This window comes from Streptomyces daliensis, from assembly GCF_054782395.1.
In genome coordinates, this window is the sequence record NZ_BAAGSO010000094.1 from 460,566 (window position 1) to 485,516 (window position 24,951).

The following is a 24,951-nucleotide window of genomic DNA, read 5'->3' on the forward strand; positions in this document are numbered from 1 at the left end:
CCGTGCGGTACCGGCACTCTCCTACCTCGCCCGCTCGCGCCCACCCCCTCGCGGGCGGCAGCGCCAGCGGCACCGGCAGCCGCGGTGGCGTCACGCTCCCGCTGCTGGTGCTCCTCAGCGCGCTGGCGGTCCTCGCGGCGCTCCTCGTGTGGACGCCCACCGCCTCCGCCTCGCACACCCAGGACCCGGCACAGTCGCAGGCGGCCGCCGGGTCCGCCGACGACGATGCCTTCTACACCCCGCCAGAACCCCTCCCCCAGGGCGAGCCCGGCGACGTCATCAGGTCGCGTCCGGCGAAGGCAGGGCCGCCGGGCGCGGTCGCGCTGGCGGACGCGTGGCAGGTGATGTACCTGTCCACCGACGCGCAGGGCGCGCCCACCGCCGTCACCGGCACCGTCCTGGTCCCCAAGGCCGCGGATCCGGCGCAGGCCCCCGTCGTCGGCTTCGCGCCCGGCACCCACGGCCCCGCTTTCCGCTGCGCACCATCGCGCATGATCGACGGGGGTGCCTTCTACGAGCAGCCGGCGCTCAACGACCTGCTCAGGAGCGGCTACGCGGTCGCGGTCACCGACTACGAGGGCTACCGGCCCGAGCCGCGGACGACGTACGTCGTCGGCAGGTCCATGGGCCCGGCCCTCGTCGACGCGGTCCGCGCGGCGCAGCGGCTTCCCGAGGCACGGCTGTCCGCGGACGCCAAGGTGCTGTTCCGCGGCTACTCGCAGGGCGGGGGCGCCGCGATGTGGGCGGCGCAGACGCAGCCCGCGTACGCGCCGGAACTGAACCTGGTCGGCGTCGCCGCCGGAGGGGTGCCCGCCGATCTGACGCAGGTCGCGCTGCCGCTGGACGGCAAGAGCGGCTTCGGCGTCCTCGCGTACGCGCTGATCGGCCTCGACCACGCCTACCCCGAGCTGAAGCTCGACTCCTACTTCAACGAGGCGGGCCGCGCGGCCTTCGCCGCGATGGAGGAGTCGGCGTGCACGGTGGAGCTGCTGGTGGACTACGCGGGCAAGCGGACCAGTGACTATCTGGAGCGCTCCCCGTTCCTCGACCCGCCGTGGCTCCAGCGGGTCGCGGAGAACAAGCTCGGCGAGTCGTCACAGGGCATCCATGTGCCCGTCTTCCAGTACCACGCGGCGCAGGACGAACTCGTCGCGTACTCCCAGGCGGACCGCCTCCACCAGCGCCTGTGCGAGCGGGGTGTGCCGCTCACCTGGAAGACGTACGAGATGGGGCACCTCTCGCTGGTCTACCGGGGCAACGCGGACGTGCTCGCCTTCCTGAAGGACCGGGTCGCGGGCAAGCCCGCCGCGCCCACCTGCTGATCCGGGGCGGGGCGAGGCAGGCGCCTCGTGGCTCAGACCCGGCGCATCACGTGCAGCAGATACTCCTTGCGGTCGAGGGGGTTGTGGTCCGTGCGGGGCCTGGACGGGATCTCGCCCCGCACGGGTCTGTAGTGGTCGAAGGCGGCCTCCAGGACGCCCTCTCCGCTGGTCAGCGTCGGCAGCCGCCGCTCCAGCGCGTGCACCCGCGCGGCGGGGATGTCGCCCTCCAGCACGTACGTGGTCCCGCTCGTGCGCGAGGTGCGGGGCACCGCTTCCAGCCGGGTCAGCACGGGGAGCACGGCGCCGAACGCGTCGGCCGGGATGTCCAGGCGGAAGCGGTGCACCGGCTCGTGGACCCGCGTGCCCGCCTCCGTCAGCGCGCTCATCAGGACCAGCGGGGTGAGGTTCCTGAAGTCGCCCGCCGTGCTGGACATGCTCTTGTCGAAGACCGCGTGCGCGTGGCTCTGCCGTGCCGCGTAGCCCGAGTGCGTCATGGTGACGACGCAGTCGGTGACCCGCCACCCGCGCAGCCCCTGGGACAGCGTCCGCGCCACCGTCTCCTCGACGGCCTTGAGGAACGCGTACGGCATGGAGCCCGGTTCGACGTCCAGCCGGAAGTCCACCCCGCTGCCGACAGGGGCCGGGCCGACGCGGAGGCCGACGGTGGCGAGGAACGGGTTGGGATCCTTCTTGAGGAACTCGACGGCAGTGCCCGTGCCCACAGGGCGTTCCAGGCAGATCGTCGTCGTCTCGCGGAAGCCGACCTCGATCCCGTACTCCTCGGCCAGCGTCGCCTGGATGACCTCCTTCTGCACCTCTCCGTAGAGCGATACGGAGATCTCCTGGCGGAGGTCGTCCTGCCGCAGGTTGATCAGCGGGTCCTGCTCGGCCAGTTGGGTGAGCGCCGTGTGCAGGGCGCCCCTGTCCGCTGCGCGACGGGGCACGGTGACGGTCTCCAGCGTGGGCGGCGCGAAGTGGTGTCCGTCGGTGAAGTGGTCTCCGGCCACGGGCCCGGCGGCCCCGGACCCGTCCTCCGCCTCTGTGAGCGGCGGGCCGATCGCGTCGCCGACCCGCACCTCCGCGAGGCCCCACACCTTGCCGATCCGTCCTGCGGGCAGTGCGGCGGCGCGCGCTTCCGTCCCCCGGTCGAAGACGCTGAGCGCCGTCACCTTGCCCTCGCAGCCGTCGTGGCCGAAGCGCAGGCGGTCCCGTGTGCGCAGGGTGCCGGAGAACAGGCGGACGTAGGCGGTCTTCTCGCCCGAGGGTTCGCGCTCGACCTTGAACACGGTTCCGGCGACGGGCGCTCCGGTGTCCGCGTCCCGTGCGGGCAGCAGCCGCGTGATGCCCGAGGCCAGCCCGTCGCCGCCGACGCCCGCGCCCGTGATCGCCGAGCCGAAGAAGACCGGGTGCGCCAGCGCTCGCGTGCTCTGTCCCGCGAGCCGGTCGCGGAGCACGCTGTAGGAGAGCGACGTCTCGTCCTCGACGTAGGCGGCGAGCAGCGCGTCGTCGTGCTCGGCGAGCAGTTCGGCCGCCGCTGAGCGGAACGCGGCGTCGCGTGGGCCGTACGGCAGCCACGCGGCGCCGGGGGTGCCCAGCCCGTGGACCGTGCCCATGGCGAGGACTCCGGGGGTGAGCTTCGTGGCGAGGTCGCGCAGGAGCGGCCCGTACCGCGCGCCGCGCCGGTCGGTCTTGTTCACGAAGACCAGGGTGGGGATGCGCAGCCGCCGGAGGGTCCGCATCAGCACGCGGGTCTGCGACTGCACACCCTCGACGGCCGAGACGACGAGCACGGCGCCGTCGAGCACGTGCAGCACGCGCTCCACCTCGGCGATGAAGTCCGGGTGGCCCGGGGTGTCGATGAGGTTGACGGTCACATCGCCGAGGGCGAAGGAGACCACGGCGGACTTGATGGTGATGCCGCGCCGCCGTTCCAGCGCGAGGGAGTCGGTCAGCGTGCTTCCCGCGTCCACGCTGCCGATCTCGTCGATGACTCCGGCGGTGTGGAGAAGCCGCTCGGTCAGGCTCGTCTTACCGGCGTCGACATGCGCCAGGATTCCCAAGTTCAGCGTACGCACTGCCTGTCATGTCCTTCGAACGAGTGACGTTTCGATTCCTGGTGGACATGAAGGGTGTGCGCATTCTTCGCTCCTCTTGGCGGGATGGGTGGGACGGCCGGTGCGCGAGGCAGTTCAGCGGAAGCGGCGGGGCGGCGGCAACCGGTTTTCGGCGCCGCCGCCCCTCCTCTCCCCCCGGCACGGACGTTTCGCACAGGCCCGCTCGCTGAGAGCCCGCGAACCGCTCAGGGCCCCTCGAAGGCGAGTACCGCGTTCTGGCCGCCGAAGCCGAACGAGTTGGACAGCGCGGTGGGCGCCCATGTGCCGCGCTCCTTGCCCGTGACCACGTCGAGGTCGATGTCCTCGTCCAGCGTGTCCAGGTTGGCGGTCGGCGGAATGGTGCCGTAGTGCACGCTGAGCACCGTCGTCGCCGCCTCGATGGCCCCGGCCGCGCCCAGCGAGTGGCCGATCACGCTCTTGGTGGCGGTGACCGGCGGCGGCGTGCCGAACAGCCGGTGCAGGGCGTGTGCCTCGGCACGGTCGTTGAGGCGGGTCGAGGTGGCGTGCGCGTTGATGTGCCCCACGTCCTGCGGCTCCCAGCCGGAGTCGGCCAGCGCCGCGCGGGTGGCCCCCACGATGCCCTCGCCGTCCGGGCGGGGCGCGACGACGTGGTAGGCGTCGCAGGAAGCGCCGAACCCGGTGAGGCGGGCGTAGACCCGCGCCGAGCGGGCGCGGGCGTGCTCGGCGCGTTCCAGCACAAGGATGCCCGCGCCCTCCCCCAGCACGAAGCCGTCCCGTTCGGCGTCGAAGGGGCGCGAGGCGCGCTCAGGTTCGTCGCCGCGCTGGGACAGGGCCCGCATCTGCGCGAAGCAGGCCGCTGTCATGGCCGCGCGCGCCGACTCGCTGCCGCCCGCGATCACGACGTCGCAGGCACCGCTCTCGATCAGGCTGCGGGCCGTCCCCAGGGCCATGGCGCCGGAGGAGCACGCCGTGCTGATGGCCATGCTGGGCCCGGCGGCCCCCAGGTCCGTGCTCACCTCGCTCGCCGCGAAGTTGGGGACGCTGCGGGTCAGGGCGAGCGGGGAGACCCGGTCAGGGCGTTCCTCGTTGAGGCGCCCGAACTCCTCGGGGTAGGTGGCGAGGCTGTTGCTCCCGACGCCGAGCAGCACTGCCACGCGGTCCGGGTCCCAGTCCGCCTCCCGCCCTTCGGCCTCCGCGTGCCACGGCTCGCCCAGCCCGGCGTCGGCGACCGCCTCGCGCGCGGCGATCAGGGCCATCGCGCTGAAGCGGTCGACGCGCCTGCTCAGCCGTCGGCCGAGCCGCGCGTCGATGTCCACGTCGGGCAGTCGGCAGGAGAACTCCACGGGCAGCCCGGCGAGTTCGGGGTCGGCGGTGGCGGTGGAGCGCCCGGCCCGCACCCCCTCCCAGGTGTCCCCGACGCCGATGCCGGCGGGCGTCAGCAGGCCGAGGCCGGTCACGGCGACGTCATGGCCGCTCACCGGTCGTCGCCTCCCCCCGGGGTGCGGCGGCCGGGCGGCACAGGCCGCCCGGCGCGGGGAACCCTGCCCGCGGCTCCGGCGGCCCTGACCGCTGATCCGTGGTGGCGGGCGGCCCGCACGCGGGCGCAACGGCTGTGCCGGAGTCCGTCGTGCAGCCGCGTGGTGAAGGCGTGGACGAGTTCGGCGGACGTCGGCCCGTAGAGCCCGCAACGCGCCGCCTCGGGCTCTGCCTCCTCCTCCGGGCCCGTATGCGCCGGGCGCTGGACGGGGGCGGGGGCGGGAGCGGCGGAGGGCGACGAGTCGGCGGAGGAGGAAGAGGAGGTGCGGGGCGTGGGGGTGCGGGAGGTCATGCCGTGCTCCTTGAGGGGGTGGTGAGGGTGGTGAGAGTGGTGAGGGGTGGTCAGCGGAGGTGGCCGCCGCGCCGGACCGGCGCGTACCGGCCGGGCCCGTACGGGTCGTGCGCGTGACCGGCGTACCGTGCGCGCGGTGTCCTGCCCGTCCCGGTGAGGGGGCCGCCGCAGACCGCCGTGACGGGGCCAGGTGTGCCGGGGCCGGAGCGGCCACCGGGACCGCCGCGCGAGGCGTGTCCCCTGGCGCCGCGCCTCCGCGCCTCGGGGGGCCGCACGCACAGCAGGGCGTGCTCGGGGGAGGGCGAGGGGGCCAGATGCGCGTCGCGGGTGCGCGCCGCCGTGCGGGCCGCGTCGCGCAGCGGGAGTTCGCCGTCTTCGGGCCCGAACGGCTCCTCCTCGGGCGCGGGGCCGCCCGCCGCCGCGACGACGGCGAGGCCCAGCCGGGCGCACTGGAGCGCGTAGCCCGCGGCGGACGGGTGGAAGCCGTCCCGGCCCAGCATCTCGTCGGGGCGCTCGCGGAAGACGGTGTCGCTGAGCGAGACCACGCGGGCCCCGCTCCGTACCGCGTGCAGGGCCTGGAACTCGCCCATCCTGCGCGAACGCCAGCTCAGCAGCCTGCGCACCGGGCCGGGGAAAAGGGGGCAGCTACCCGTATCGGGCGCGGTGGCGACGACGACGGACGCCCCCTGGATGACGAGCTGTTCCACGTAGCGGCCCAGCCGCCGCGCCGCCCAGCGCACCGGGCGGGGCAGCAGTGTGTCGTTTCCGCCGACGATGATCACGACGCACTGGGGGTTGTGCTTACGGGCCCTGGCGACGCAGCGGGACATCCCGTGCGTACTGGCGCCGACGGCACCGCACACCTTGAGCTGCACGGGGTGGTCGAGGGCGCGCGCGAGGGTCCCGGCCAGCAGGGCGCCGGTCGTCTGCTCGCGCTTCTCGACGCCCAGGCCGAGGGCACCGGAGTCACCGACGACGGCGAGCCGGATGGTGCGGTCCTGCGGCCGGGGGCCGGGGCCAGGGGCGACGTAGAGGCCGCTGGCGTCGAGCGCTGCACGCGGGTCGATGTGCAGCAGGGGCCGCAGGACGGTGCGCGCGTAGGCGCGGCCGAGCGACCTGGTGACGGTCCTGGCGAGGGACGCGGTCGTGGGTTTGCGGTGCTTGGTGCGGCGGGCGCCGCAGGGGAAGGAACCCATGATGCTGAACTCCTGGGGGTGAGGGGACAAACTGGGTCAGGGCAGGCGGACGACCTGCGCGGCGACGGTGACGCCCGCGCCGAACCCGACGAGCAGGGCCAGTTCACCGGCGAGGTCAGGGCGTTCACGCAGCAGCCGCGCCGTGGCCATGGGGACGGAGGCGGCGGAGGTGTTGCCCGTCGAGACCACGTCGCGGGCGACGACGGTGTCCTCCTGGATGCCGAGCGCCGTGCACAGCGCGGTGGTGATGCGGTCGTTGGCCTGGTGCGGGACGAAGGCGCGCAGATCCTCCATGGACACCCCGGCCCTGTGGACGGCGGTCCGTGCCGCGCCTGGCACATGGGCCATGACCCAGCGGTACAGCTCGGGCCCGCGCATCCGCAGATACCCGTCCCGCGCCCCCTCGGCGGGCTCGACGTGCTCGACGTGCTCGACGGACACCGATGCGGACGCGGCTGAGGTGGTCACGGCCGATGCGGACGCCGGTGTCGCCGCCGCCATCGTCGTCGTCGCACCGGCGAGCGCGGCGCGGTCCGGCTCCGGAGGCGTGCCCGAGCGGCTGAGCAGATCGCGCCGTTCGCCGTCGGTCCGCCAGGAGACGGCGCCGATGGCGGGCTCGTCGGCCGGGGTGACCAGCGCCGCGCCCGCGCCGTCCGCGAAGATCACGCTGGTGGTCCTGTCGTACGGGTCGACGATGTCCGTCATCCGCTCGGCGCCGACGATCAGCACGCGCCGGTACCCGTGCGCGGTCACCATGCCGCGGGCCACCTCCAGGCAGACGCAGAAGCCCGCGCAGGCGGCGGAGACGTCCAGTGCCGTCCGGGGCCGTGCGCCCAGTTCCTCCGCGATCCTCCTGGCCAGCGGGGAGCCGCCCGCCAGGTTGCTCATCGAGGCGGCGAGGACGCAGTCGACGTCCTCGGGCGCGAACCCGCCGCGCCGCAGGGCCTCCTCGGCGGCCCGCGCGCCCATGTAGGGCAGCGACTCGTGCTCCTCCGCCAGCCGGCGCGAGGCGATCCCGGTGCGCTGGCGGACCCAGTCGTCGGTGGTGCTGAGCCGGCGCTCCTGGATCAGCTCCTCGTTGGAGACGGCCCGCCGTGGCCGGTACTCGCCGAGGGACAGCACCTGCGCGTGCGCGCGGGCGGGCGCGCGGGGCGCCGCGGTGTGGGTGGGTGCGGGCAGGGTCATGGCGCGTTCCTCTCGCTGTACGTCTCGTGGTGGCGTCTCGTGGTGCGGCGCGCAGTGGCGCGTTCGCTGTTCGCCGGACGTGCGGCGCTAACCGCCCTGGCGCGGGTGCGGCGCGCGCCGCGCGATCTCCTCCCGCTCCGCCCACAGTTCGTCGAACCGCCGCGCCTTGGCGTCGAGTCCGGCGGCGTGCGCCGCGATGCGCTGCTGGGCGTGCGTCCCCTCCGCGTCGAGCCCCGTCATGTCGAGCACGCCCAGCGAGCGCAGCAGTGGCGTGACGACCTCGTCGTGGTGGACGCGCAGGTTGTAGATGCCCGCGCGGGCGATCTCCGCGGCCATGCGGGGGAAGCCCGGCGCGTTGCTGCCCGGCATGGCGAAGTTCTCCAGGGTGTCCGCGAAGGCGGCCAGCGCCTGGGCCGGGGCGAGTTCCAGCGCGTCCCGGAAGACCTCGCGGTAGAAGACCATGTGCAGGTTCTCGTCGAGCGCGATACGGCTCAGCAGGCGCACGCAGTCCTCGTCCTCGCTGACCTTCCCGGTGTTGCGGTGCGCGACCCGCGTGGCCAGCTCCTGCACCGTCACATAGGCGATGGCGTGCAGCCCGGAGGGGGTTCCGGGGTCCCACTCGGCGCTCATGTGCTGCATGCGCGTGCGTTCCAGGGCGACCGGGTCCACCGCGCGCGTCGTGTGGAGAAAGCCGCGGATCGCCGTCGCGTGCCGGTCCTCCTCCGCCGTCCAGCGGTACAGCCACTCCCCCCAGGCGCCTTCGCGGCCGATGTTGGCCCCTGCCTGGTGGTGGTAGATGGGGAGGTTGTCCTCGGTGAGGAGGTTGACGATCAGTGCGGTGCGGACGGCGGGCGCCAGGCGGCTCTGCTTGGGCTCCCAGGGCCGGCCGCCCAAGGGCCCGTCGAAGTTCTCCCCCTCGCTCCACGGAACGTACTCGTGGGGAAACCATTCACGTGCCGTCTCCAGATGGCGCTCCAACTGCCGCACCACCGCGGGTTCCAATTCGGCGAGCAGATGCTCAGCCGAACGATTGCCCTTTTCCGTTGCCTGGCGCTTCTCCGTCATGAACGCCACGCTAAATGCCGCCCAGGAAAAGGGAAAGGGCCGCTTACTCCTATCGGCTGACACCGCAACAAATTTCCGGAGCGATAAAGCACCCCGCCCTCACGGGAGTTCCACCGGCCCCCGCATCGCGCGCTCCGCATCACGTCACAGCGTGGTCCACCTACCTGCACCGGTACCCATCATCATATTTTTCCGCACGGAATCCGCACCAGCAGCGGGAATTCGGAGGCAGGGCCGCACAACATACGGAACCAGCCGGTCCGCAGGCTCCGCAGAACACCGCAACCGCCTTTCACGGAATTCAACGCACACCATCCCCGCGAATTGTGAGGAACGGCCGAGAACGGGAAATGCGCGCGCCAAGACCGGCACCTTCATCAGCCCAGTGACAGCGACTTGAAGGCGCGGGCCTGCTCCGTGATGGCGCGTTCGGTGGGGAGTCGTTCCATCGACGAGGCGCCGAAGAAGCCCACGACGCCCGAGGTGTGCTCCAGGACGTAGCGGGCGTCCTCGGGCTCGGCGATCGGGCCGCCGTGGCACAGGACGAGGATGTCCGGGGAGACCCGCTTCGCCGCGTCGTGCATCTCCTGTACGGCGCGGGCCGCCTGGTCGAGCGTCATGGCCGTGGCCGCGCCGATGGAGCCCTTGGTGGTGAGCCCGACGTGGGGCACCAGGACGTCGGCACCCGCCCTGGCCAGCTCGGCTGCCTGATCGGGGTCGAAGGCGTACGGCGCGGTGAGGAGGTCGCGTTCGTGTGCCTGCCGGATCATGTCGATCTCCAGGCCGAAGCCCATGCCGGTCTCCTCCAGGTTGGCCCGGAAGACGCCGTCGTAGAGGCCGACCGTGGGGAAGTTCTGCACCCCGGTGAAGCCCATGGCCTTGAGCTGGTCGAGGAAGTGCCCCATGACGCGGAAGGGGTCGGAGCCGCACACGCCCGCGAGCACCGGTGTGTCCCGTACGACGGGCAGCACCTCGCCGGCCATGTCCACGACGATGGCGTTGGCGTCCCCGTAGGGCAGGAGCCCGGCGAGCGAGCCGCGGCCCGCCATGCGGTAGCGGCCCGAGTTGTAGATGATGAGCAGGTCGGCGCCGCCCGCCTCGGCGCACTTGGCGGACAGGCCCGTGCCCGCTCCCGCGCCGATCACCGGCCGTCCGGCGTCCGCCTGGGCACGCAGGCGTGCGAGGGCCTCGGTACGGTCCATCTCTCGTCTCTCCGTTCGCTCGGTGGCGGTGGCGGTGGCAGTGGTGGTGGTCGTGCTGGTGACCGTGGTGGCGGGCATGACCACCCGTCAGACGGCGGGGGTGCCCGCCGGAACGTGGTCGCGTCGCACGATCAGCTCGTGCAGATGGTCGGCGGCGGCCGTCGCGAAGACGGCGTCGTTGAGGTGTGCGTCCACTACGTGCAGGCGGACCGCGGTGCCCTCCACCGCCGCGCGCAGTGCGTCGAGGCACGCGCCGTCCGCCGTCCGGTCCTCGAACGGGCCGTCCGGCGCGTCCACCGCCGACACCCCGCGCAGCGGCCAGAAGACGGAGACGGGCCCCTTCGCCGCGCCGAGCTTCGTGCCCAGTGCCGTGCCGAGGGCCGCCATCTCCTCCGTACTGGTCCGCATGAGGGTGACGGTGGGGTTGTGGACGAGCAGGCGCCGCGCGGCGAAACGCTCGGGAACGGTTGCCTCGGGGCCGAAGTTGACCATGTCCAGAGCGCCCGGTGCGACGACCTGCGGGAGCGCGGCGGCGCCCGCCGCCGTGAGCCGGTCGGGGCCCGCGCTGAGCACACCGCCGACGAGGTCGTCGGCCAGTTCGGTCGTCGTCAGGTCCAGCACACCGTCCAGTTGGCCGTCGGCGGCGAGCCTCTCCAGGGCCCGGCCGCCCACGCCCGTGGCGTGGAAGACCAGCACCTCGTAGCCGAGTTCCTCCAGGCGTCCCCGTGCCGCGTCCACCGCGGGCGTGGTGACGCCGAACATCGTCGCGCCGATGACCTTGCGCCCCCGCGGTCCGGGCTCCGCCACGGCGCGTGCCCTGTGCGCGGCCATACCGGCGGCCGCGGCTGCCGCGTTGCCGAGTACGAGCCGCGAGACGGAGTTGATCCCGGCGATGTCCACCACGCTGTGCATCAGCGTGACATCGCCGCTGCCCACGTACGGGCCCACGTCCCCGCCCGCCATGGTGCTCACCAGCAGCTTGGGCACCCCGACGGGGAGCGCGCGCATCGCGCGGGCCGCGATGAACGAGCCGCCGCTGCCGCCGACCGCCAGCAGTGCGTGCAGGCGGCCCGCCTCGTACAGGTCCCGCACGACGTGCTCTGCGCCCTCCGCCATGGCCGTCACCGCCGTGTTGCGGTCTCCCGCCGCGCGCAGTCGCTCCAAGTCGTGTCCCGCGGCGCGTGCGACGGCCTCGCCCGACACGTCGGCGGCCGGTGTGCCCGGCGGGACGCGTCGCACCCCGGCGTCGACGAGTACCACCTCGCAGCCTAGCTCCCGTAACCGCGCGCTCAGCCAGGCGTACTCCGCGCCCTTGGTGTCCAGGGTCCCGACCAGTACCACCGTCGCCATCCCGGCGCTCCTTCGCTCGACGATGATCCGATCCTGGGTGGTGCGACGGTGGCAGGTAAAGACCGGGGTACGGACGCGGACGGGCGAGGCGCGCGGGAGCGGCCTCTCAGCGGCCCCTCAGAGTGTGGTGGGGCCCCGGCGCTGGAGCGCGTCGTGGGGTGTCACCTGGTACGGGCGCAGGGTGTGGGCGCCGGGGCGCGGGCGGTTCAGGTCGCGGTGCGGGTGGCCCGTGCCGGAGCGGACGCGTGCGGGGTGCGCGATCCTTCTGACGGCGCGCAGGGCGACTCTGCGCAGGGCTGCGGTGGTCGGCGTGCGGCGGGTACGGGTGCGCATGGTGCCTCCCTCTGCTCGGTGAGCCGCGTGTGCCGCGGCTGGCCCTTGGGACTCGGTGGCGCTTCTACCCGACGCGTAAGGCGTCAACCGCCCTCGATGTCCTGACGGCCCGGCGCACCGCTCCTCCGTCCCCTGGCCCGCGTCCCGTCCTCGCAGCTCAGCGCACCGTCCGCCGGGCGAACCGCCCAGGTCCGTGTGATAGCTTGCCGACGCCAGTCGAACCCCTGATGGGGTCAGGGAATCCGGTGCGAACCCGGAACTGACGCGCAGCGGTGAGGGACAGGGCGGGCGAGCAGAGGCCACTGGAGGAGTCCGGGAAGGCGCTCGGCCCGTGGGAGTCCCGAGTCCGAAGACCTGCTGGCGGTCCGCCCCGGCACCGGGGCGGAAGGACGCCGGGCCTCGCGACTGGGCCTCTGACGGATGGGAACTGTGGTGGCGACCTCACGCCGTACCCGCATCGCGGCCGTACTCCTCACCTCTCTGATGGCGCTGACGGCCGCCTGCGGCACAAAGGGCTCCGGGGGCGAGGGTTCCGGGAAGTCCGCGGCGTCCGGGGGCTATCCGCGCACGCTGGAGAACTGCGGCGAGAAGGTCACCGTCGACTCCCCGCCCCGGCGGGCCGTCTCGCTGAACCAGGGCACGACGGAGATCCTGCTCTCCCTCGGCCTCGCCGACCGCATGGCGGGCACCGCGACCTGGACCGACCCCGTCGCCAGGGGCCTGGGCGAGGAGAACGCCAAGGTCGAGCGGCTCGCGGACAACGCGCCCTCCTTTGAACGGGTGCTGGAGGAGGAACCGGACTTCGTGGCGGCATCCTTCGAGTCGACGCTCGGCAAGGGCGGGGTGGCCCCGCGCGGGGACTTCGAGAAGCTGGGCGTGCCGACGTACCTCTCCCCCACCGACTGCGCCAAGGAGAACGGCGGGAGCGGCGACGGCGAGCGCGCGAGGCCGCTGCGCATGGACGACGTCTACGGCGAGGTCAGGGACCTGGCCGAGGCGTTCGGCGTGGAGAAGCGCGGCGAGAAGCTGATCGCGGAGCTGAAGGCGCGCACCGCGAAGGCGACGGAGGACGTCGAAGCGTCGGACACCCGGCTGATGTACTGGTTCGCCAACTCCGAGTCGCCGTATCTGGCCGGGTGCTGCGGTGCGCCGGGCATCATCACGCGCGCCGTCGGCGCGGAGAACGTCTTCGACGACACACACGACGAGTGGCCGCAGATCAACTGGGAGCGGGTCGCGGACCGCGATCCCGACGTGATCGTCCTCGGCGATCTGAGCCGGAAGAGCCAGACGGCCGAGACCGCCGCTGCGAAGATCAAGTGGCTGGAGTCCAACCCGGTCACCCGCCATATGAAGGCCGTGGAGAAGAAGCGGTATGTGCTGCTGAGCGGCGCCGCGATGAATCCGTCGATCCGCACGGTCGAGGGGATCGAGAAGGTCGCGAAGGGCCTGCGGACGTTCGGTCTCGCCGGTTGAGTACGCCGCGCGAACGCACACCCGCCACGCCCGACGCGCCCGCCGCGCCCGCACCGGCCGCACGGGACGGCGCCGACGGTCCGACACCCGCCGCGCGCCTACGTGCCGCGCGGGCGTGGAGCGCGCGGGCCGCGCGCACCGGGACCGGCGCGGCGGTGCTGTGGGCCGCGGGGGTGCTGCTGCTCGCGCTGTCCGTGGCGGTGGCCATCACCATCGGGCCCGCGGCACTGCGCGTCGGCGACGTGTGGCGGGTGGTGGCCGAGCGCCTCGGGGGTGCCGAGGCCGGGCTGACGCCGATCCGCGAGGGCATCGTGTGGGAGCTGCGGCTGCCGCGCACCCTGCTCGCGGCGGTGTGCGGTGCGGGCCTGGGGGTGTGCGGCGCCGTGCTTCAGTCGCTGCTGCGCAACCCGCTGGCCGACCCGTTCGTCCTCGGTGTGTCCTCGGGCGCCTCGACCGGTGCGGTGGCCGTGGCGGTACTGGGCGTCGGCGGCGGGGCCGTTTCACTCTCGGCGGGCGCCTTCGTGGGCGCGGTCGTGTCCTTCGGGCTCGTGCTGCTGCTCGCCTACACCTCGGGCGGGACGACGGACCGGGTGCTGCTGTCGGGCATCGCCGCAATGCAGCTCTTCTCGGCGCTCACCTCGTTCATCGTCTTCACCTCCGCCGACGCGGAGCAGACGCGCGGGGTGCTGTTCTGGCTGCTGGGGTCGCTGAGCAGCGCCGACTGGACGGACGTGGCACTGTGCGCGGGTGCGTTGGTGCTGGTGCTCGCCGTGTGTCTGACGCGGGCCAACGCGCTGGACGCGTTCGCCTTCGGGCAGGAGGCGGCGGCGGCCCTGGGCGTGGCGGTCCAGCGGGTGCGGATGCTTCTGCTGCTGGTGACGGCGCTGTTGACGGCGGTGCTGGTCAGCGCGGCGGGTGCGATCGGCTTCGTCGGACTCGTCCTCCCGCACGCGGCGCGCGTGCTGACGGGTCCGGGGCACCGGCGGCTGCTGCCCACCACTGCGCTGGTCGGCGCGGTGTTCCTGGTCTGGGTGGACACGCTGGCGCGGACCGTGCTGGACCCGCAGGAACTCCCCGTCGGCGTGGCGACCTCGCTGATCGGGGTGCCCGCGTTCGTCGTGATCCTGCACCGCACGAGGAGGTCACGGTGACGGCGGGCGCGACGGAACACGGGGCACGGGAGACCGGGGCACCCGAGACCGGAGGGGGGCGGGGATGAGTCTGCGCGCCCGTGATGTGGCCTGGCGTGCCGACGGCAAGCTGATCCTCGAAGGGGTCAGCCTGTCGCCGCGCCCCGGGGAGACGGTGGGGCTGCTGGGGCCCAACGGTTCGGGCAAGTCGACGCTGCTGCGGCTGCTGGCCGGGATACGCGCCGCCTCGTCCGGGGTGATCACCCTGGACGAGGTGCCCCTGCCACGGCTGAGCCGCAAGGACGTCGCCCGCCGGGTGGCCGTCGTGGAACAGCACGCCGAGACGGGGGTGGACCTGACCGTCGGCGACGTCGTCCGCCTCGGCCGCATCCCGCACCGTGGGCCCTGGTCGGGCTCGACGGCGGCGGACGAGGCGGCGGTGCGCTCGGCGGTGGAGCACACCCGGCTGGAGGACAAGCTCGGCCAGTCCTGGCACACGCTGTCCGGCGGGGAGCGCCAGCGCGTCCAGATCGCCCGCGCGCTCGCCCAGGAGCCGGGCGAACTGCTCCTGGACGAGCCCACCAACCACCTCGACATCCAGCATCAGTTGGAGCTGCTGGAGCTGGTGGTGCGTACCCCGGTGACGAGTGTCATCGCCCTGCACGATCTGAACCTGGCCGCCATGTACTGCGACCACCTGGTGGTGCTGCGGCGCGGCCATGTCGTCGCGGCGGGCACACCGTCGCAGGTGCTGACGGAGGAGCTGATCGCCGACGTGTACGGGGTGCGCGCGGTGGTCACGGCCGACGCGGGGCAGGGGCGGCCCTCGGTGCGGTTCCTGCCGCTGAGTGCGCGAGCGTAGGGACCACGGCGGAAGTGGCCCGCCGCGTCGTCGCCCGCACAGCGAGGGCCGCCGCCCCGCCCCACCGCCGTCTCACTCCACCGGCACCGCCGTCACCCTCTCCGCGCCAGTGCCCGCCGTCAGCAGCACCCCGAGCGGCGTGCTCTCGGGCGCGCCGACGGTGCCCTCCGTGCCGTCGACGGTCCGCACCCCCGTCAGCAGCACCCGCCAGCCACCGGGGGTGCCCTCGGCCTCGACCGTGACGCGTCCGTCCGCGTCCTGGCGGGTGCGGAACACCGCGCCCGGTGAACCGTCGGGCGACGGGACATGTGTGACCGTCGTCGCGCCGTCCTCGCGGGGGTGCACGCGCAGGGTCACCCCGTCCGCCCAGTCGCTCACGGCGGCCTCGTCGTCCGCCGCGAAGGGGATCACCGAGCCGGGGCGTGCCAGCAGGGGGAGGCTGTCGAAGCCGTGGCGTTCGCTGCGCCAGCCCGGTCCCTGGAGGCGTTCGCCCGTCAGGAGGTGGGTCCAGGTGCCGTGCGGCAGGTAGTAGTCGACGGTGCCGTCCTCGGTGAACACGGGGGCGACGAGGAGGTCGTCGCCCAGCATGTACTGGCGGTCGAGCGTGTGGCAGGCCGGGTCCTCCGGGAAGTCGAGCAGCATCGGGCGCATCACGGGGGTGCCGTGCTCGGCCGCCTGCTGGGCCGCGCGGTAGAGGTAGGGCATGAGGCGGTGCTTGAGGCGGGTGAAGTCGCGGGTGACGGTCACGGCCTCCTCGTCGTAGTTCCACGGCACCCGGTAGGAGCTGCTGCCGTGCAGCCTGCTGTGCGAGGAGAGCAGCCCGAACTGCACCCACCGCTTGAAGAGCGCGGGCGAGGGTGTGCCCTCGAAGCCGCCGATGTCGTGGCTCCAGAAGCCGAACCCGGACAGCCCCAGCGAGAGGCCGCCGCGCAGCGACTCGGCCATCGCCGGATACGTCGACTCGCAGTCGCCGCCCCAGTGCACGGGGAACTGCTGGCCCCCGGCGGTGGCGGAGCGCGCGAAGAGGACCGCCTCGCCCTCGCCGCGTTCCTCGCGCAGTACCTGGAAGACCGTGTCGTTGTAGAGGTGCGTGTAGTAGTTGTGCATGCGCTGCGGATCCGAGCCGTCGTGCCAGACGACCTCGGTGGGTATCCGCTCGCCGAAGTCGGTCTTGAAGCAGTCGACACCCTGGCGCAGCAGGCCCCGCAATTTCTCGGCGTACCACTCGCGGGCCGCCTGGCTGGTGAAGTCGACCAGTGCCATGCCCGCCTGCCACATGTCCCACTGCCACACACCGCCGTCCGGGGTGCGCACGAGGTGCCCTTGGCGCTTCGCCTCGGCGAACAGCGAGGACTTCTGGGCGATGTACGGGTTGATCCACGCCGAGACGCGCAGTCCGCGCTCCTTGAGGCGGCGCAGCATGCCCTCGGGGTCGGGGAAGACCTCCGGGTCCCAGGTGAAGTCGCACCACTGGTAGGCGCGCATCCAGAAGCAGTCGAAGTGGAAGACGCCCAGCGGGATGCCGCGCTCGGCCATGCCCTGGACGAAGTGGCTGACGGTCTCCTCGTCGTAGTCGGTGGTGAAGGAGGTGGAGAGCCACAGCCCGAACGACCAGGCGGGCGGCAGTGCCGGGCGTCCGGTGAGCGCGGTGTAGCGCTCCAGCACGTCCTTGGGCCGGGGGCCGTGGATGACGTAGTACTCCAGCGTCTGGTCCTCGACGCTGAACTGCACCTGCCCGACGGCCTCGGAGCCCACCTCGTAGGACACCTTGCCGGGGTGGTTGACGAAGACGCCGTAGCCCCGGTTGGTGAGGTGGAAGGGCACGTTCTTGTACGCCTGCTCGCTGGCCGTGCCGCCGTCCGCCTGCCAGATGTCCACGCTCTGCCCGTTGCGGGTGAAGGGCGTGAAGCGCTCGCCGAGCCCGTAGACGAGTTCGCCGACGCCGAGGGAGAGCTGGGCCAGGCTGTGGTGCGCGCCGTCGGGGGTGGTGGCGAAGCCGGTGCCGCGTGACTCGGCGGAGGTGAGGACGCGGCCCTCGGCCATGAAGTCGAGCCGGTAGGGCGCCGCGGTGTCCACCTTCACCGACAGTTCCCCGCTGGCGAGTTCGAGCCAGGTGCCCTCCCTTACGACCTTCCCCGGGTTCCCCTCACCCGGGCCGCCGGTGTCCGGCGTACTTCCCGTGTCCCGCGCGGGGTGCAGCGCGAAGGAGGGCCCTGGATCGGGGGCACCGGCGTGGTGGGTGACGCGGACGCCGATGACGCCTTCGGCGGGTGTGAAGCACTCGACCGTCAGCAGGGGGCTGTTGAGGGTGTTGCCTCGGTGGCGGACATGGCGCACGGGCGCGTAGAGCGTGAACCTGTCGTCGTCGGCGTGGACGTCGGCGATCTCGGTGGCGTACGACGCCTCGACGCCGCCGCGCATGAGCCAGTAGCCGTCGGTGAACTTCATACGGTGCGGGGTGTCCTCTCGCGGTGGGGGGCTGGGCTGACGGTGCGGGTGCAGTGGTGCGAGTGCAGTGGTGCGGGTGCAGTGGTGCGGGTGCGGTGGCGGGGCTACTTGACGGAGCCGCCGGTGATCCCGGCGGCGATGTACTTCTGCGCGACGACGAGCAGGATCGCCGCCGGAACGGCGGACATCACGGCGGTGGCCATCACCGCGCCCCAGTCGCTGACGTGGGCGCCGACGAACTGGTAGATGCCGAGCGTGATCGGCTTGACGTCGTCCGTGGTGTTGAGGGTCAGCGCGAACATGAAGTCCGACCAGGCGAACAGAAACGTGAACAGCCCCGCCGTGATGAGTGCGTTGCGGCTCATGGGCAGGACGACGCGGACGAACGCGGTGAACCTGTTGGCCCCGTCGACCAGCGCCGCCTCCACCACCTCACCGGGGATGGACACCATGAACGCGCGCAGCAGCACGACGGAGAAGGGCAGGCCGAGGGAGGCGTCGGCGAGGATGAGGCCCAAGTAGGAGTTGACCAGGCCGAGTTCGGCGTACGCGCTGTAGAGGGCGTTGGCGATGACGATGCCGGGGACCATCTGGGTGATCAGCGTGGTGAACACGACGGCACGGCCGCCGCGCAGCCCGGACTGCGCCAGCCCGTAGGCGGCGGGCGCGGCCAGCGCGAGGCACACGGCCACGGCACCCAGTGCGACGGCGAGGCTCGTGAGCAGCGAGCCGCCCTGGCTCTCCAGCGCCGTCTGGAAGCTCTCCAGGCGCGGCGCGGTGGGCAGCCAGGTGACGGCGGCGATGCCACTGTCGGGCTGGAGCGCGGTGTTGAGCATCCAGTAGACCGGGAAGAGCAGCACCGCGAGGATCAGCAGTGCGGCGGCGGTGTTCCAGGCGCCGCGCACGCCACCACGTCGGCCGGGACGAGCTGGGCGGCCGGGGCGGGCAGGACGGCTTCGTGCCGGTGTCGGGGCCGCTGGGTGTGCGGAGGTCATGGCGGTCACTTCCCTGGCGCGAAGTCGCTGCGGTTGGCCCGCAGGTACAGCACGGCGAAGACCGCGCTGACGAGGATGAGGACGTTGCCGACGACGGCGCCCTGGCCGAAGTCGAGGTTGAGGAAGGAGAGCTGGTAGGTGACGGTGCCCAGGGTCTGGGTGGCGTCGGCCGGGCCCCCGTCGGTCAGCGCGAGGATCAGGTCGAGGATCTTCACGGTGGACATGAAGCCGAGGACGAGCACCACGGTGATCACGGGCCGCAGCATGGGCAGCGTGACACTGCGGAACGTCCGCCAGGGCCCGGCCCCGTCGAGCGAGGCGGCCTCGTACAGCTCGCGGGGTATCTCCTGGAGGCCGCCGTAGAGGATGACCATGTTGAAGGGGATGCCGATCCAGATGTTGACCAGGACGGCGGCCAGCAGCGCCACGCTGGGGCTGCTCAGCCACGGCACACCCCCGTCCGTCAGCCCCAGGGTCCGCAGGGCGCTGTTGAGCACCCCGTGCTCCTGGTCGAGGATGCGGCGCCACACCACGGCCGAGACCACCATGGGGACCAGCCAGGGCAGCAGCAGGACGGCCCGCACCAGTCCCGCGAGGCGGAAGCGGCGGGAGAAGAAGACGGCCAGGGCGAGGCCGATGGTGAACTGGCCCAGCAGGGACCCTGCCGTGAACAGGGCGGTGTGCCACAGCGCGTCGGTGAAGAGCTGGTCGCTGAAGACGGCGCGCCAGTTGTCCAGCCCGTTGAAGGGTGCCTCGCCGGTGAAGTAGGTGGCCGGGGTGTACTCCTGAAAGCTCATCAGGATGATGCGGACCAGCGGATAGCCGAAGAAGAGGGCCATGTAGCCGAGCGCGGGGACGACGAACAGCCAGCGGAAGAGTGTCTGCCGGTGGCGGGAGCCCGCGGGGGCCTGGGCCGGCGGCCGGGCCGCGGCGCGTGGTGGTGCCGGGGTGAGGGTACTCATGTCCGGTTCCTCACTTCTCCCTCGTGGCCTGCCGCTGGGCGCGGAGCAGGGCGTTCTCGGGGCTGGTGCGCCCCGTCAGCACGGACTGGAAGGCGCCGGAGAGCGCGTCGCCGACGGCGGGCCAGCGGGTGCCGACCTTCGCGGTGCGCGAGCGCGCGGTGAGGACCAGTTCGGCGAAGGGCGCGAGCTTCGGGTTCTTCTTGCCGTAGGTCTTGGCGACGGCCGTGCGGGTGGGGACGTTGTTGACCGCCTGGCCCCACTCCAACTGGTTCTTCTCGCTGTTGAGGCAGTTGAGCACCTTGGCCGCGTTCTTCTCGCGGGACGCGTCCTCGTTCTCGGGGACGGTCATGACGGTGCCGCCGATCGGGGGGATGGCGTCCCGCTTGCCCTCGGGCACGGGGATGGTGGCGACGGCCCAGTCCACCTTCTTCTGCCCGTTCAGCACGGGCACCTGCCACGGGCCGTTGATCATCATGGCGGCGCGGCCCGCGAGGAACTGGTCGTTGACGTCCTGCTGGTTCCAGTTGACGACGGACTTGGAGACCGAGCCGTCGCCCACCATGTCCTTCCACAGCCGCAGCGCGTCGGCGCCGCCCTCGCCCTCGGACAGACGTGCCTCGTCACCGCCGGCCGACCAGAAGAACGGCAGGAACTGGTAGACGCCGTCGGCGTCGGGGGTGGCGCTGAAGGCCATGCCGTAGGTGCCGTCGCCGGTGAGTTCCTTCGCCGTCTTGCGCAGCTCGTCCCAGGTGGCGGGCGGCTCGACCCCGGCCTTTTCGAGCAGGTCGGGGTTGTAGAAGAGGGCCAGGGAGTTGGCCGAGCGGGCGATGCCGTACTGGGTGCCGTCGTAGGAGCCGAGGGAGACGGCGCTGCGCGAGAACCCCTCGGTCCCGACGCCGATGTCCTTCAGGCTCCGCAGCCCGCCGGTCTGCGCGAACTGCGGCAGTTCGGAGCCGTCCAGTTCGAGGATGTCGGGGAGGGAGTGCGAGGACGCCATGCGCAGTGCCTTGGAGGCCACCTGGTCGGCGGGCACGCTGATCTGTTCCACGCTCAGCCCCAGGGGGCGGGCGCAGCGGTCGAAGAACTTCTGGTTCTTGGTGTGTTCGGCCGTGTCGGTGGCCGAGTTGAGGACGGTGACGGTGCCGGGGTCGGGGGTGGCGGCGCACCCGGTGAGACCGAACGCCACCGTCACCCCCGCCATGACCGTGGCGAGGGCCGGTATGCCTGTACGGGAAGGCATGGTGCCTCCATTCGATGCGGCTGGGGGAAAGGGGTGGGCGGGGGTGTACGGGGAGGTGTGCGGCCGGGTGTGCCGGGCGCGGGGAGCGTGTGGTCAGCGGATCGAGAAGGTGCTCAGGCGCACCGCGCCGGAGAAGACGAGGTAGACGTCCTGTCTGCCGCGCGCTCCGCGCAGCCGCGCGCTCGTGGTGACGTAGGTGTAGCGGCTGCCGGTGGAGGGCACCTCGGCGCGCGCCGCGACGGGCCCGGTGGGCGAGCCGAGCCGCACCGTGATGGTTCCGGTGCCCCCGGTCTCCTTGGCGGCGCGGGCCGTGAACGTGCGTGCTCCGGCGCCCAGGTCCGCGTCGCTGAACAGGAGCCAGGCACCCTCGTCCGTCGCGCCGACGGCGTCGCCGCGCACCTTGCTCTCGTCGACCAGGCGCACGCCCTCGTAGTCGTCGAAGCCGGTGGCGCGGGTGGTGCGTGACAGATCGCGGGCCGGGATCTTCTCGCCCCGCACCCGCAGCGAGGTACGGCCCCGCACGTCGCGCGAGGAGGCGCCGACCATGATGTCGTGGACGCCGTCCTCGACCACCTTCCTGCCACGTGTCACGTCCCAGTGGCCGAGGTCGGCGGCGCGCAGCGTCAGCCGTACGGTCCGTGTCTCGCCCGCTCTCAGCCGCACCTTCTCGAAGGCGCGCAACTGCCGCAGCGGCTGCGCGTCGCGGGAGTCGCGGTGGCGGGTGTAGAGCTGGACGACCTCGTGCCCGTCCCGCTTCCCGGTGTTGGTGACGCGCACGGAGACGGTCACCTTCCCGTCCCGCTCCACGGTGTCCGACGAAAGCCGGGGGGCGCCGTAGCGGAAGGTGGTGTAGGAGAGGCCGTGCCCGAAGGGGTAGAGCGGTTCCCCGGTGAAGTACAGGTAGGTGCGGCGGGACTTGATGATGTCGTAGTCGAGGATGCCGGGGAGGTCGTCCGTGGAGCGGTACCAGGTCTGGGTGAGCCGCCCGGCCGGGTTGTGGTCGCCGAAGAGCACGTCGGCCAGCGCGCGCCCGGTCTCCTGCCCCGCGTGGGTGGTCCACAGGATCGCGGGGATGTGCTCCTGCTCCCAGGTGAGGGTGTCGGGGTAGCTGGTCTCCAGCACCACGACGGTCCTGGGGTTGGCCTCGTGCACGGCCTTGACCAGCGCGGACTGCGCGGGTGCCAGGTTCATGTCGGTGCGGTCGAAGACCTCGCGGCCGTTGATGAAGGGCATGCTGCCGACCACGACGACGGCCGCGTCGGCGCCCCTGGCCGCCTCGACGGCCTCCCGTATGCCGTCGCGCAGGACCTCGCGCGTGTAGCGGGTGGCGTTCTCCTCGCTGGTGAGGGTGAGGACGCCGCCGGTTCCGGCGCGCAGATAGACGTCGGTGCCGAACCAGTCCTCGTGCGTCTCATATCCGGCGTAGCGCAGCAGGTGTGCGCCGTCCCGCTCCTCGACGCGGAACTGCTGCTGTACGTACCAGCCGTTGGGCTGTGCCTGGTCGTTGCGGAAGCCGCCGTCGGTGCGGCCGACGTACTTGCCGTTGGCCGCGCTGCGCAGGGTGACGATGCCCTGGCCCCAGTCGGAGACGTCGAACCGCTCCGTCTCGCCCGCGCTGGTGGCCTCCTCCTTGAGCAGCGCGCCGTCCTCGCCGCCGCCCGCCGTGATGTACGCGCCCGTCTCCTGGTTGCGGAACGCGACGCGGTCCACGCCCTCGCTGGAGGTGACGGTGCCGCCCTCGCCGAGCCGCTGCCTGACGCCCTCGCGCGGGGTGATCCCGTACGGCAGGGAGCCGGAGTACCAGTCGGTGTAGAGGGTGTTCTCCAGCGGCCCGACGACGGCGACCTCGCGCACGGTGCCGGGGGCCAGGGGCAGGGTCCCGGAGTCGTTCTTGAGGAGTACGACGGCCTCGTCGGCCGCCTCACGGGCGAGGGCGCGGTGCTCGGGGCTGTCGATGACCGAGGCTCCTGTCCCGCCGTAGGGGCCGCCGTCAGGGTCGAACTCGCCGAGCCGGAAGCGGATGCCCAGGATGTGCCGTACGGCGGTATCGAGGTCGGCCTCCTCGATCAGCCCCTTCTCCAGCGCCGCGGTGAGCGCCGCGACGGTCTTGGCGGGCTCCGCGCTGTCGGTCGTGAAGCTGTCGATACCGGCCTTGAGCGCGGCGGCGTCGCCCTCTGTCCTGGTCGCGTAGTAGTCCTGGACTGCGGGGAGCAGGTTGTTGGGCGCGTCCGCGTCGGTGACGTTGAACAGCTCGCGGTCCGTCCAGGAGCGCACGGTGTCGTTCAGATCCGGGTTGACGGTGGCGGGGCGGCCGTTGACGAGGTTGTAGGAGGCCATCACGCCGGTCGCCGCGTCAGCGGCGATGGCGGGCCTGAACGCGGCCTCCTCGTACTCCTTGAGCACGCGCGGGCGCAGCGACGAGGAGGTGGTGGCGCGGTCGATCTCGTTGTTGTTGGCCAGGTAGTGCTTGAGGGTGGGCGCCGTTCTGAGGTGGCGGGGGTCCTTGCCGCGCAGGCCCTCGCAGTAGGCGGTGGAGATGACGCCCGTCAGATACGGGTCCTCGGAGTAGCCCTCCTCGTTGCGGCCCCAGCGCGGGTCGCGCAGCAGATTGACCACGGGTGCCCACACGTTCAGCCCCCAGCCCTGAGGCCGCTCCTGCTGGAAGCCGCGTGTCTCGTCGCCGACGGCGGCGCCGACGCGCTCGATCAGCTCCGGGTTCCAGGTGCTGGCCAGCCCCACGGCCTGCGGGAAGACGGTGGCCTTGCCGAGCCAGGCGACGCCGTGCAGTGCCTCGGTGCCGGTGCGGAAGGCGCGCATCCCGAGCCGGGGTATCGCGGGCTGGTACTGGTGCAGGAGGGAGATCTTCTCCGCCGTGGTCAGCCGCTCCAGCAGGTCCGTGACGCGTGCCGGCAGGGCCAGCCCCGCGTCACGGAAGGGAAGGGCCGCCCCTGCCGGGGCCGCCGGGGTTCCCGGAGCGGCGGCGGCCGAGGCCGCGGCGGGCACGGGCAGGCCGAGGGTGGCCATGGGTGCCATGACGAGCGCGAGCACGTTCCGGCGGGGGATGCCCTGTGGTGGCACTGCGAACTCCTTGTAGTCGAAGCGCTTCGATAAGGAAGGCGGGTGGTGCCGTGCGGAAGGGTGCGAAGACGGGGCGGGGCGACGTGCGGGAGGGTGCTGCGGTGCGGAGTACGGGGGTGCTGCGGTACGGGGTGGGCGCGTCGTGCTGCGGTACGGGGCTGGTTCAGGTGCGGGCTCAGGGCGCCGCGGCGCGGGGCGCGGTGCTGGCACGTTCGGTCAGCCGGGGCGGCAGCAGCGTGGCGTCGGGCACCCGCTGCCCCTGCTGCTTGGCCATCAGCAGCTCCACGGCCCGCTCCCCCACCTCGGCCGCGGGAACACCGACCGAGGTCACGGGGATCGCGGCCCGCTCGGCGAGATCGTCGGGACACACGGCGACGACGGAGAGGTCCTCGGGAATGCGCATCCCGGCCCGCTGGAACGCCTCCATCAGCGGCTCCAGGGCCGGTTCGTTGTGCACGACGACCCCGCTCAGCCCCGGCCGCTCGCGCAGCAGCCGCTCGACGAGCGTGCCCGCCGCTTCGGCGCTGGGCGCGCACGGCAGCACGGTGGAGGCCAGCCCGTAGCGCCGTGCCGCTGCCGTGAAGCCCGCGGCCGTCCGCTGGGCGAACCCCGTGCCCCGCGCGTAGACCTCGGGCGGCGAGCCGATCAGGGCCACGCTGCGGTGCCCGAGCAGCGCGAGCCGCTCGGCGCACACCTCCCCCGTGGCCGTGAAGTCCAGGTCAACGCAGGTCAGGCCCTCCGCCTCGGCGGGAAAGCCGATCAGCACGGAGGGCCGGTCGAGGGCGCGCAGGAACGGGATGCGTGCGTCCCGCATCTGGACGTCCATCACCACGAGCCCGTCGGCCAGCGCGCTGTCCGTCACCCGGCGCAGCCCCTCCTCGCCCTCCTCCTGGGTGAGGAGCAGCACGTCGTGGTCGTGTGCGCGTGCCGTGGTGACGACGGAGACGGCGAAGCGCATCTGGACGGGTACGTGGATGCCGCTGTGCAGCGGCATCACGAGCGCCAGCACGTTGGATCTGCTGCTGGCCAGGGCCCGCGCTCCGGCGTGCGGACGGTAGCCGAGTTCGCGGATGCTGGCCTCCACCCGGCGCCGGGTCTCGGCGGAGATGGAGCGCTTGCCGCTGAGTACGTAGGAGACCGTGCTCGGGGAGACGCCCGCGCACCGCGCCACATCAGTGATCCTGACCAACGTCCCTCTCCCGGT

19 protein-coding genes and 1 riboswitch are annotated in these 24,951 nt (G+C 72.6%); of the genes, 4 read left to right on the forward strand and 15 right to left on the reverse strand.

From position 1 onward, the window contains the following. The first annotated feature begins 2 nt into the window (after nucleotides 1-2). On the forward strand, nucleotides 3-1,322 hold the full coding sequence (locus ACYVOO_RS24505; RefSeq protein WP_461017844.1) for a lipase family protein: 1,320 nt from the start codon (nucleotides 3-5) through the stop codon (nucleotides 1,320-1,322). A 32-nt stretch (nucleotides 1,323-1,354) separates the two neighbouring features. Here ACYVOO_RS24505 and ACYVOO_RS24510 read toward each other — a convergent pair whose 3' ends face one another. The 9 genes from ACYVOO_RS24510 to ACYVOO_RS24550 form a co-directional block, all read right to left on the reverse strand. After that, nucleotides 1,355-3,397: a GTP-binding protein gene (locus ACYVOO_RS24510; RefSeq protein ID WP_461017845.1), complete on the reverse strand. Its 2,043-nt coding sequence runs from the start codon at nucleotides 3,395-3,397 to the stop codon at nucleotides 1,355-1,357. A 224-nt stretch (nucleotides 3,398-3,621) separates the two neighbouring features. Continuing rightward, on the reverse strand, nucleotides 3,622-4,875 hold the full coding sequence (locus tag ACYVOO_RS24515; RefSeq protein ID WP_461017846.1) for a beta-ketoacyl-[acyl-carrier-protein] synthase family protein: 1,254 nt from the start codon (nucleotides 4,873-4,875) through the stop codon (nucleotides 3,622-3,624). Continuing rightward, complete coding sequence (locus ACYVOO_RS24520) at nucleotides 4,872-5,225, reverse strand: hypothetical protein (protein ID WP_461017847.1); 354 nt, start codon at nucleotides 5,223-5,225, stop codon at nucleotides 4,872-4,874. Before ACYVOO_RS24520 ends, ACYVOO_RS24515 begins: the two co-directional genes overlap by 4 nt. 50 nt (nucleotides 5,226-5,275) lie before the next feature. After that, a complete protein-coding gene (locus tag ACYVOO_RS24525) occupies nucleotides 5,276-6,421 on the reverse strand; it encodes a GDSL-type esterase/lipase family protein (protein WP_461017848.1) in 1,146 nt (381 codons plus the stop codon). Between the two features lie 36 nt (nucleotides 6,422-6,457). Then, complete coding sequence (locus ACYVOO_RS24530; RefSeq protein ID WP_461017849.1) at nucleotides 6,458-7,606, reverse strand: beta-ketoacyl-ACP synthase 3; 1,149 nt, start codon at nucleotides 7,604-7,606, stop codon at nucleotides 6,458-6,460. Between the two features lie 87 nt (nucleotides 7,607-7,693). Continuing rightward, complete coding sequence (locus ACYVOO_RS24535; RefSeq protein WP_461017850.1) at nucleotides 7,694-8,671, reverse strand: acyl-ACP desaturase; 978 nt, start codon at nucleotides 8,669-8,671, stop codon at nucleotides 7,694-7,696. Nucleotides 8,672-9,048: 377 nt separating this feature from the next. Further along, nucleotides 9,049-9,951 (reverse strand): phosphoenolpyruvate hydrolase family protein, encoded by a 903-nt coding sequence (locus tag ACYVOO_RS24540; RefSeq protein WP_461017851.1) that lies wholly within the window; start codon nucleotides 9,949-9,951, stop codon nucleotides 9,049-9,051. A gap of 9 nt (nucleotides 9,952-9,960) precedes the next feature. Beyond that, on the reverse strand, nucleotides 9,961-11,223 hold the full coding sequence (locus ACYVOO_RS24545; RefSeq protein ID WP_461017852.1) for a Tm-1-like ATP-binding domain-containing protein: 1,263 nt from the start codon (nucleotides 11,221-11,223) through the stop codon (nucleotides 9,961-9,963). 117 nt (nucleotides 11,224-11,340) lie between these two features. Continuing rightward, on the reverse strand, nucleotides 11,341-11,556 hold the full coding sequence (locus tag ACYVOO_RS24550) for a hypothetical protein (protein ID WP_461017853.1): 216 nt from the start codon (nucleotides 11,554-11,556) through the stop codon (nucleotides 11,341-11,343). A 196-nt stretch (nucleotides 11,557-11,752) separates the two neighbouring features. Beyond that, nucleotides 11,753-11,932, forward strand: a riboswitch (cobalamin riboswitch). A gap of 44 nt (nucleotides 11,933-11,976) precedes the next feature. Between ACYVOO_RS24550 and ACYVOO_RS24555 the strand changes: the two genes are divergently transcribed. From ACYVOO_RS24555 to ACYVOO_RS24565, 3 genes are all read left to right on the forward strand, one after another. Continuing rightward, a complete protein-coding gene (locus tag ACYVOO_RS24555; RefSeq protein ID WP_461017854.1) occupies nucleotides 11,977-13,032 on the forward strand; it encodes an ABC transporter substrate-binding protein in 1,056 nt (351 codons plus the stop codon). Further along, nucleotides 13,029-14,183: a FecCD family ABC transporter permease gene (locus ACYVOO_RS24560; RefSeq protein WP_461017855.1), complete on the forward strand. Its 1,155-nt coding sequence runs from the start codon at nucleotides 13,029-13,031 to the stop codon at nucleotides 14,181-14,183. The genes ACYVOO_RS24555 and ACYVOO_RS24560 overlap by 4 nt, the downstream gene beginning before the upstream one ends. Before the next feature lie 64 nt (nucleotides 14,184-14,247). Continuing rightward, complete coding sequence (locus tag ACYVOO_RS24565; protein ID WP_461017856.1) at nucleotides 14,248-15,024, forward strand: ABC transporter ATP-binding protein; 777 nt, start codon at nucleotides 14,248-14,250, stop codon at nucleotides 15,022-15,024. Nucleotides 15,025-15,096: 72 nt separating this feature from the next. Here ACYVOO_RS24565 and yicI read toward each other — a convergent pair whose 3' ends face one another. From yicI to ACYVOO_RS24595, 6 genes are all read right to left on the reverse strand, one after another. Continuing rightward, nucleotides 15,097-17,472 (reverse strand): alpha-xylosidase, encoded by a 2,376-nt coding sequence (gene yicI, locus ACYVOO_RS24570; protein ID WP_461017857.1) that lies wholly within the window; start codon nucleotides 17,470-17,472, stop codon nucleotides 15,097-15,099. Nucleotides 17,473-17,576: 104 nt separating this feature from the next. Then, entirely contained in the window at nucleotides 17,577-18,308 is a 732-nt protein-coding gene (locus tag ACYVOO_RS24575) for a carbohydrate ABC transporter permease (protein WP_461018111.1), read from the reverse strand. A gap of 164 nt (nucleotides 18,309-18,472) precedes the next feature. Next, complete coding sequence (locus ACYVOO_RS24580; RefSeq protein ID WP_461017858.1) at nucleotides 18,473-19,429, reverse strand: carbohydrate ABC transporter permease; 957 nt, start codon at nucleotides 19,427-19,429, stop codon at nucleotides 18,473-18,475. Nucleotides 19,430-19,439: 10 nt separating this feature from the next. Continuing rightward, the gene (locus ACYVOO_RS24585; RefSeq protein WP_461017859.1) at nucleotides 19,440-20,669 is read right to left on the reverse strand and encodes a sugar ABC transporter substrate-binding protein; all 1,230 of its coding nucleotides are present in this window, start codon (nucleotides 20,667-20,669) and stop codon (nucleotides 19,440-19,442) included. 93 nt (nucleotides 20,670-20,762) lie between these two features. Continuing rightward, complete coding sequence (locus ACYVOO_RS24590) at nucleotides 20,763-23,747, reverse strand: glycoside hydrolase family 3 C-terminal domain-containing protein (RefSeq protein WP_461017860.1); 2,985 nt, start codon at nucleotides 23,745-23,747, stop codon at nucleotides 20,763-20,765. Nucleotides 23,748-23,922: 175 nt separating this feature from the next. Then, nucleotides 23,923-24,936 carry a LacI family DNA-binding transcriptional regulator gene (locus ACYVOO_RS24595; RefSeq protein WP_461017861.1) on the reverse strand — a complete coding sequence of 338 codons (1,014 nt, stop codon included), beginning with the start codon at nucleotides 24,934-24,936 and terminating at the stop codon, nucleotides 23,923-23,925. Nucleotides 24,937-24,951: the final 15 nt, after the last annotated feature.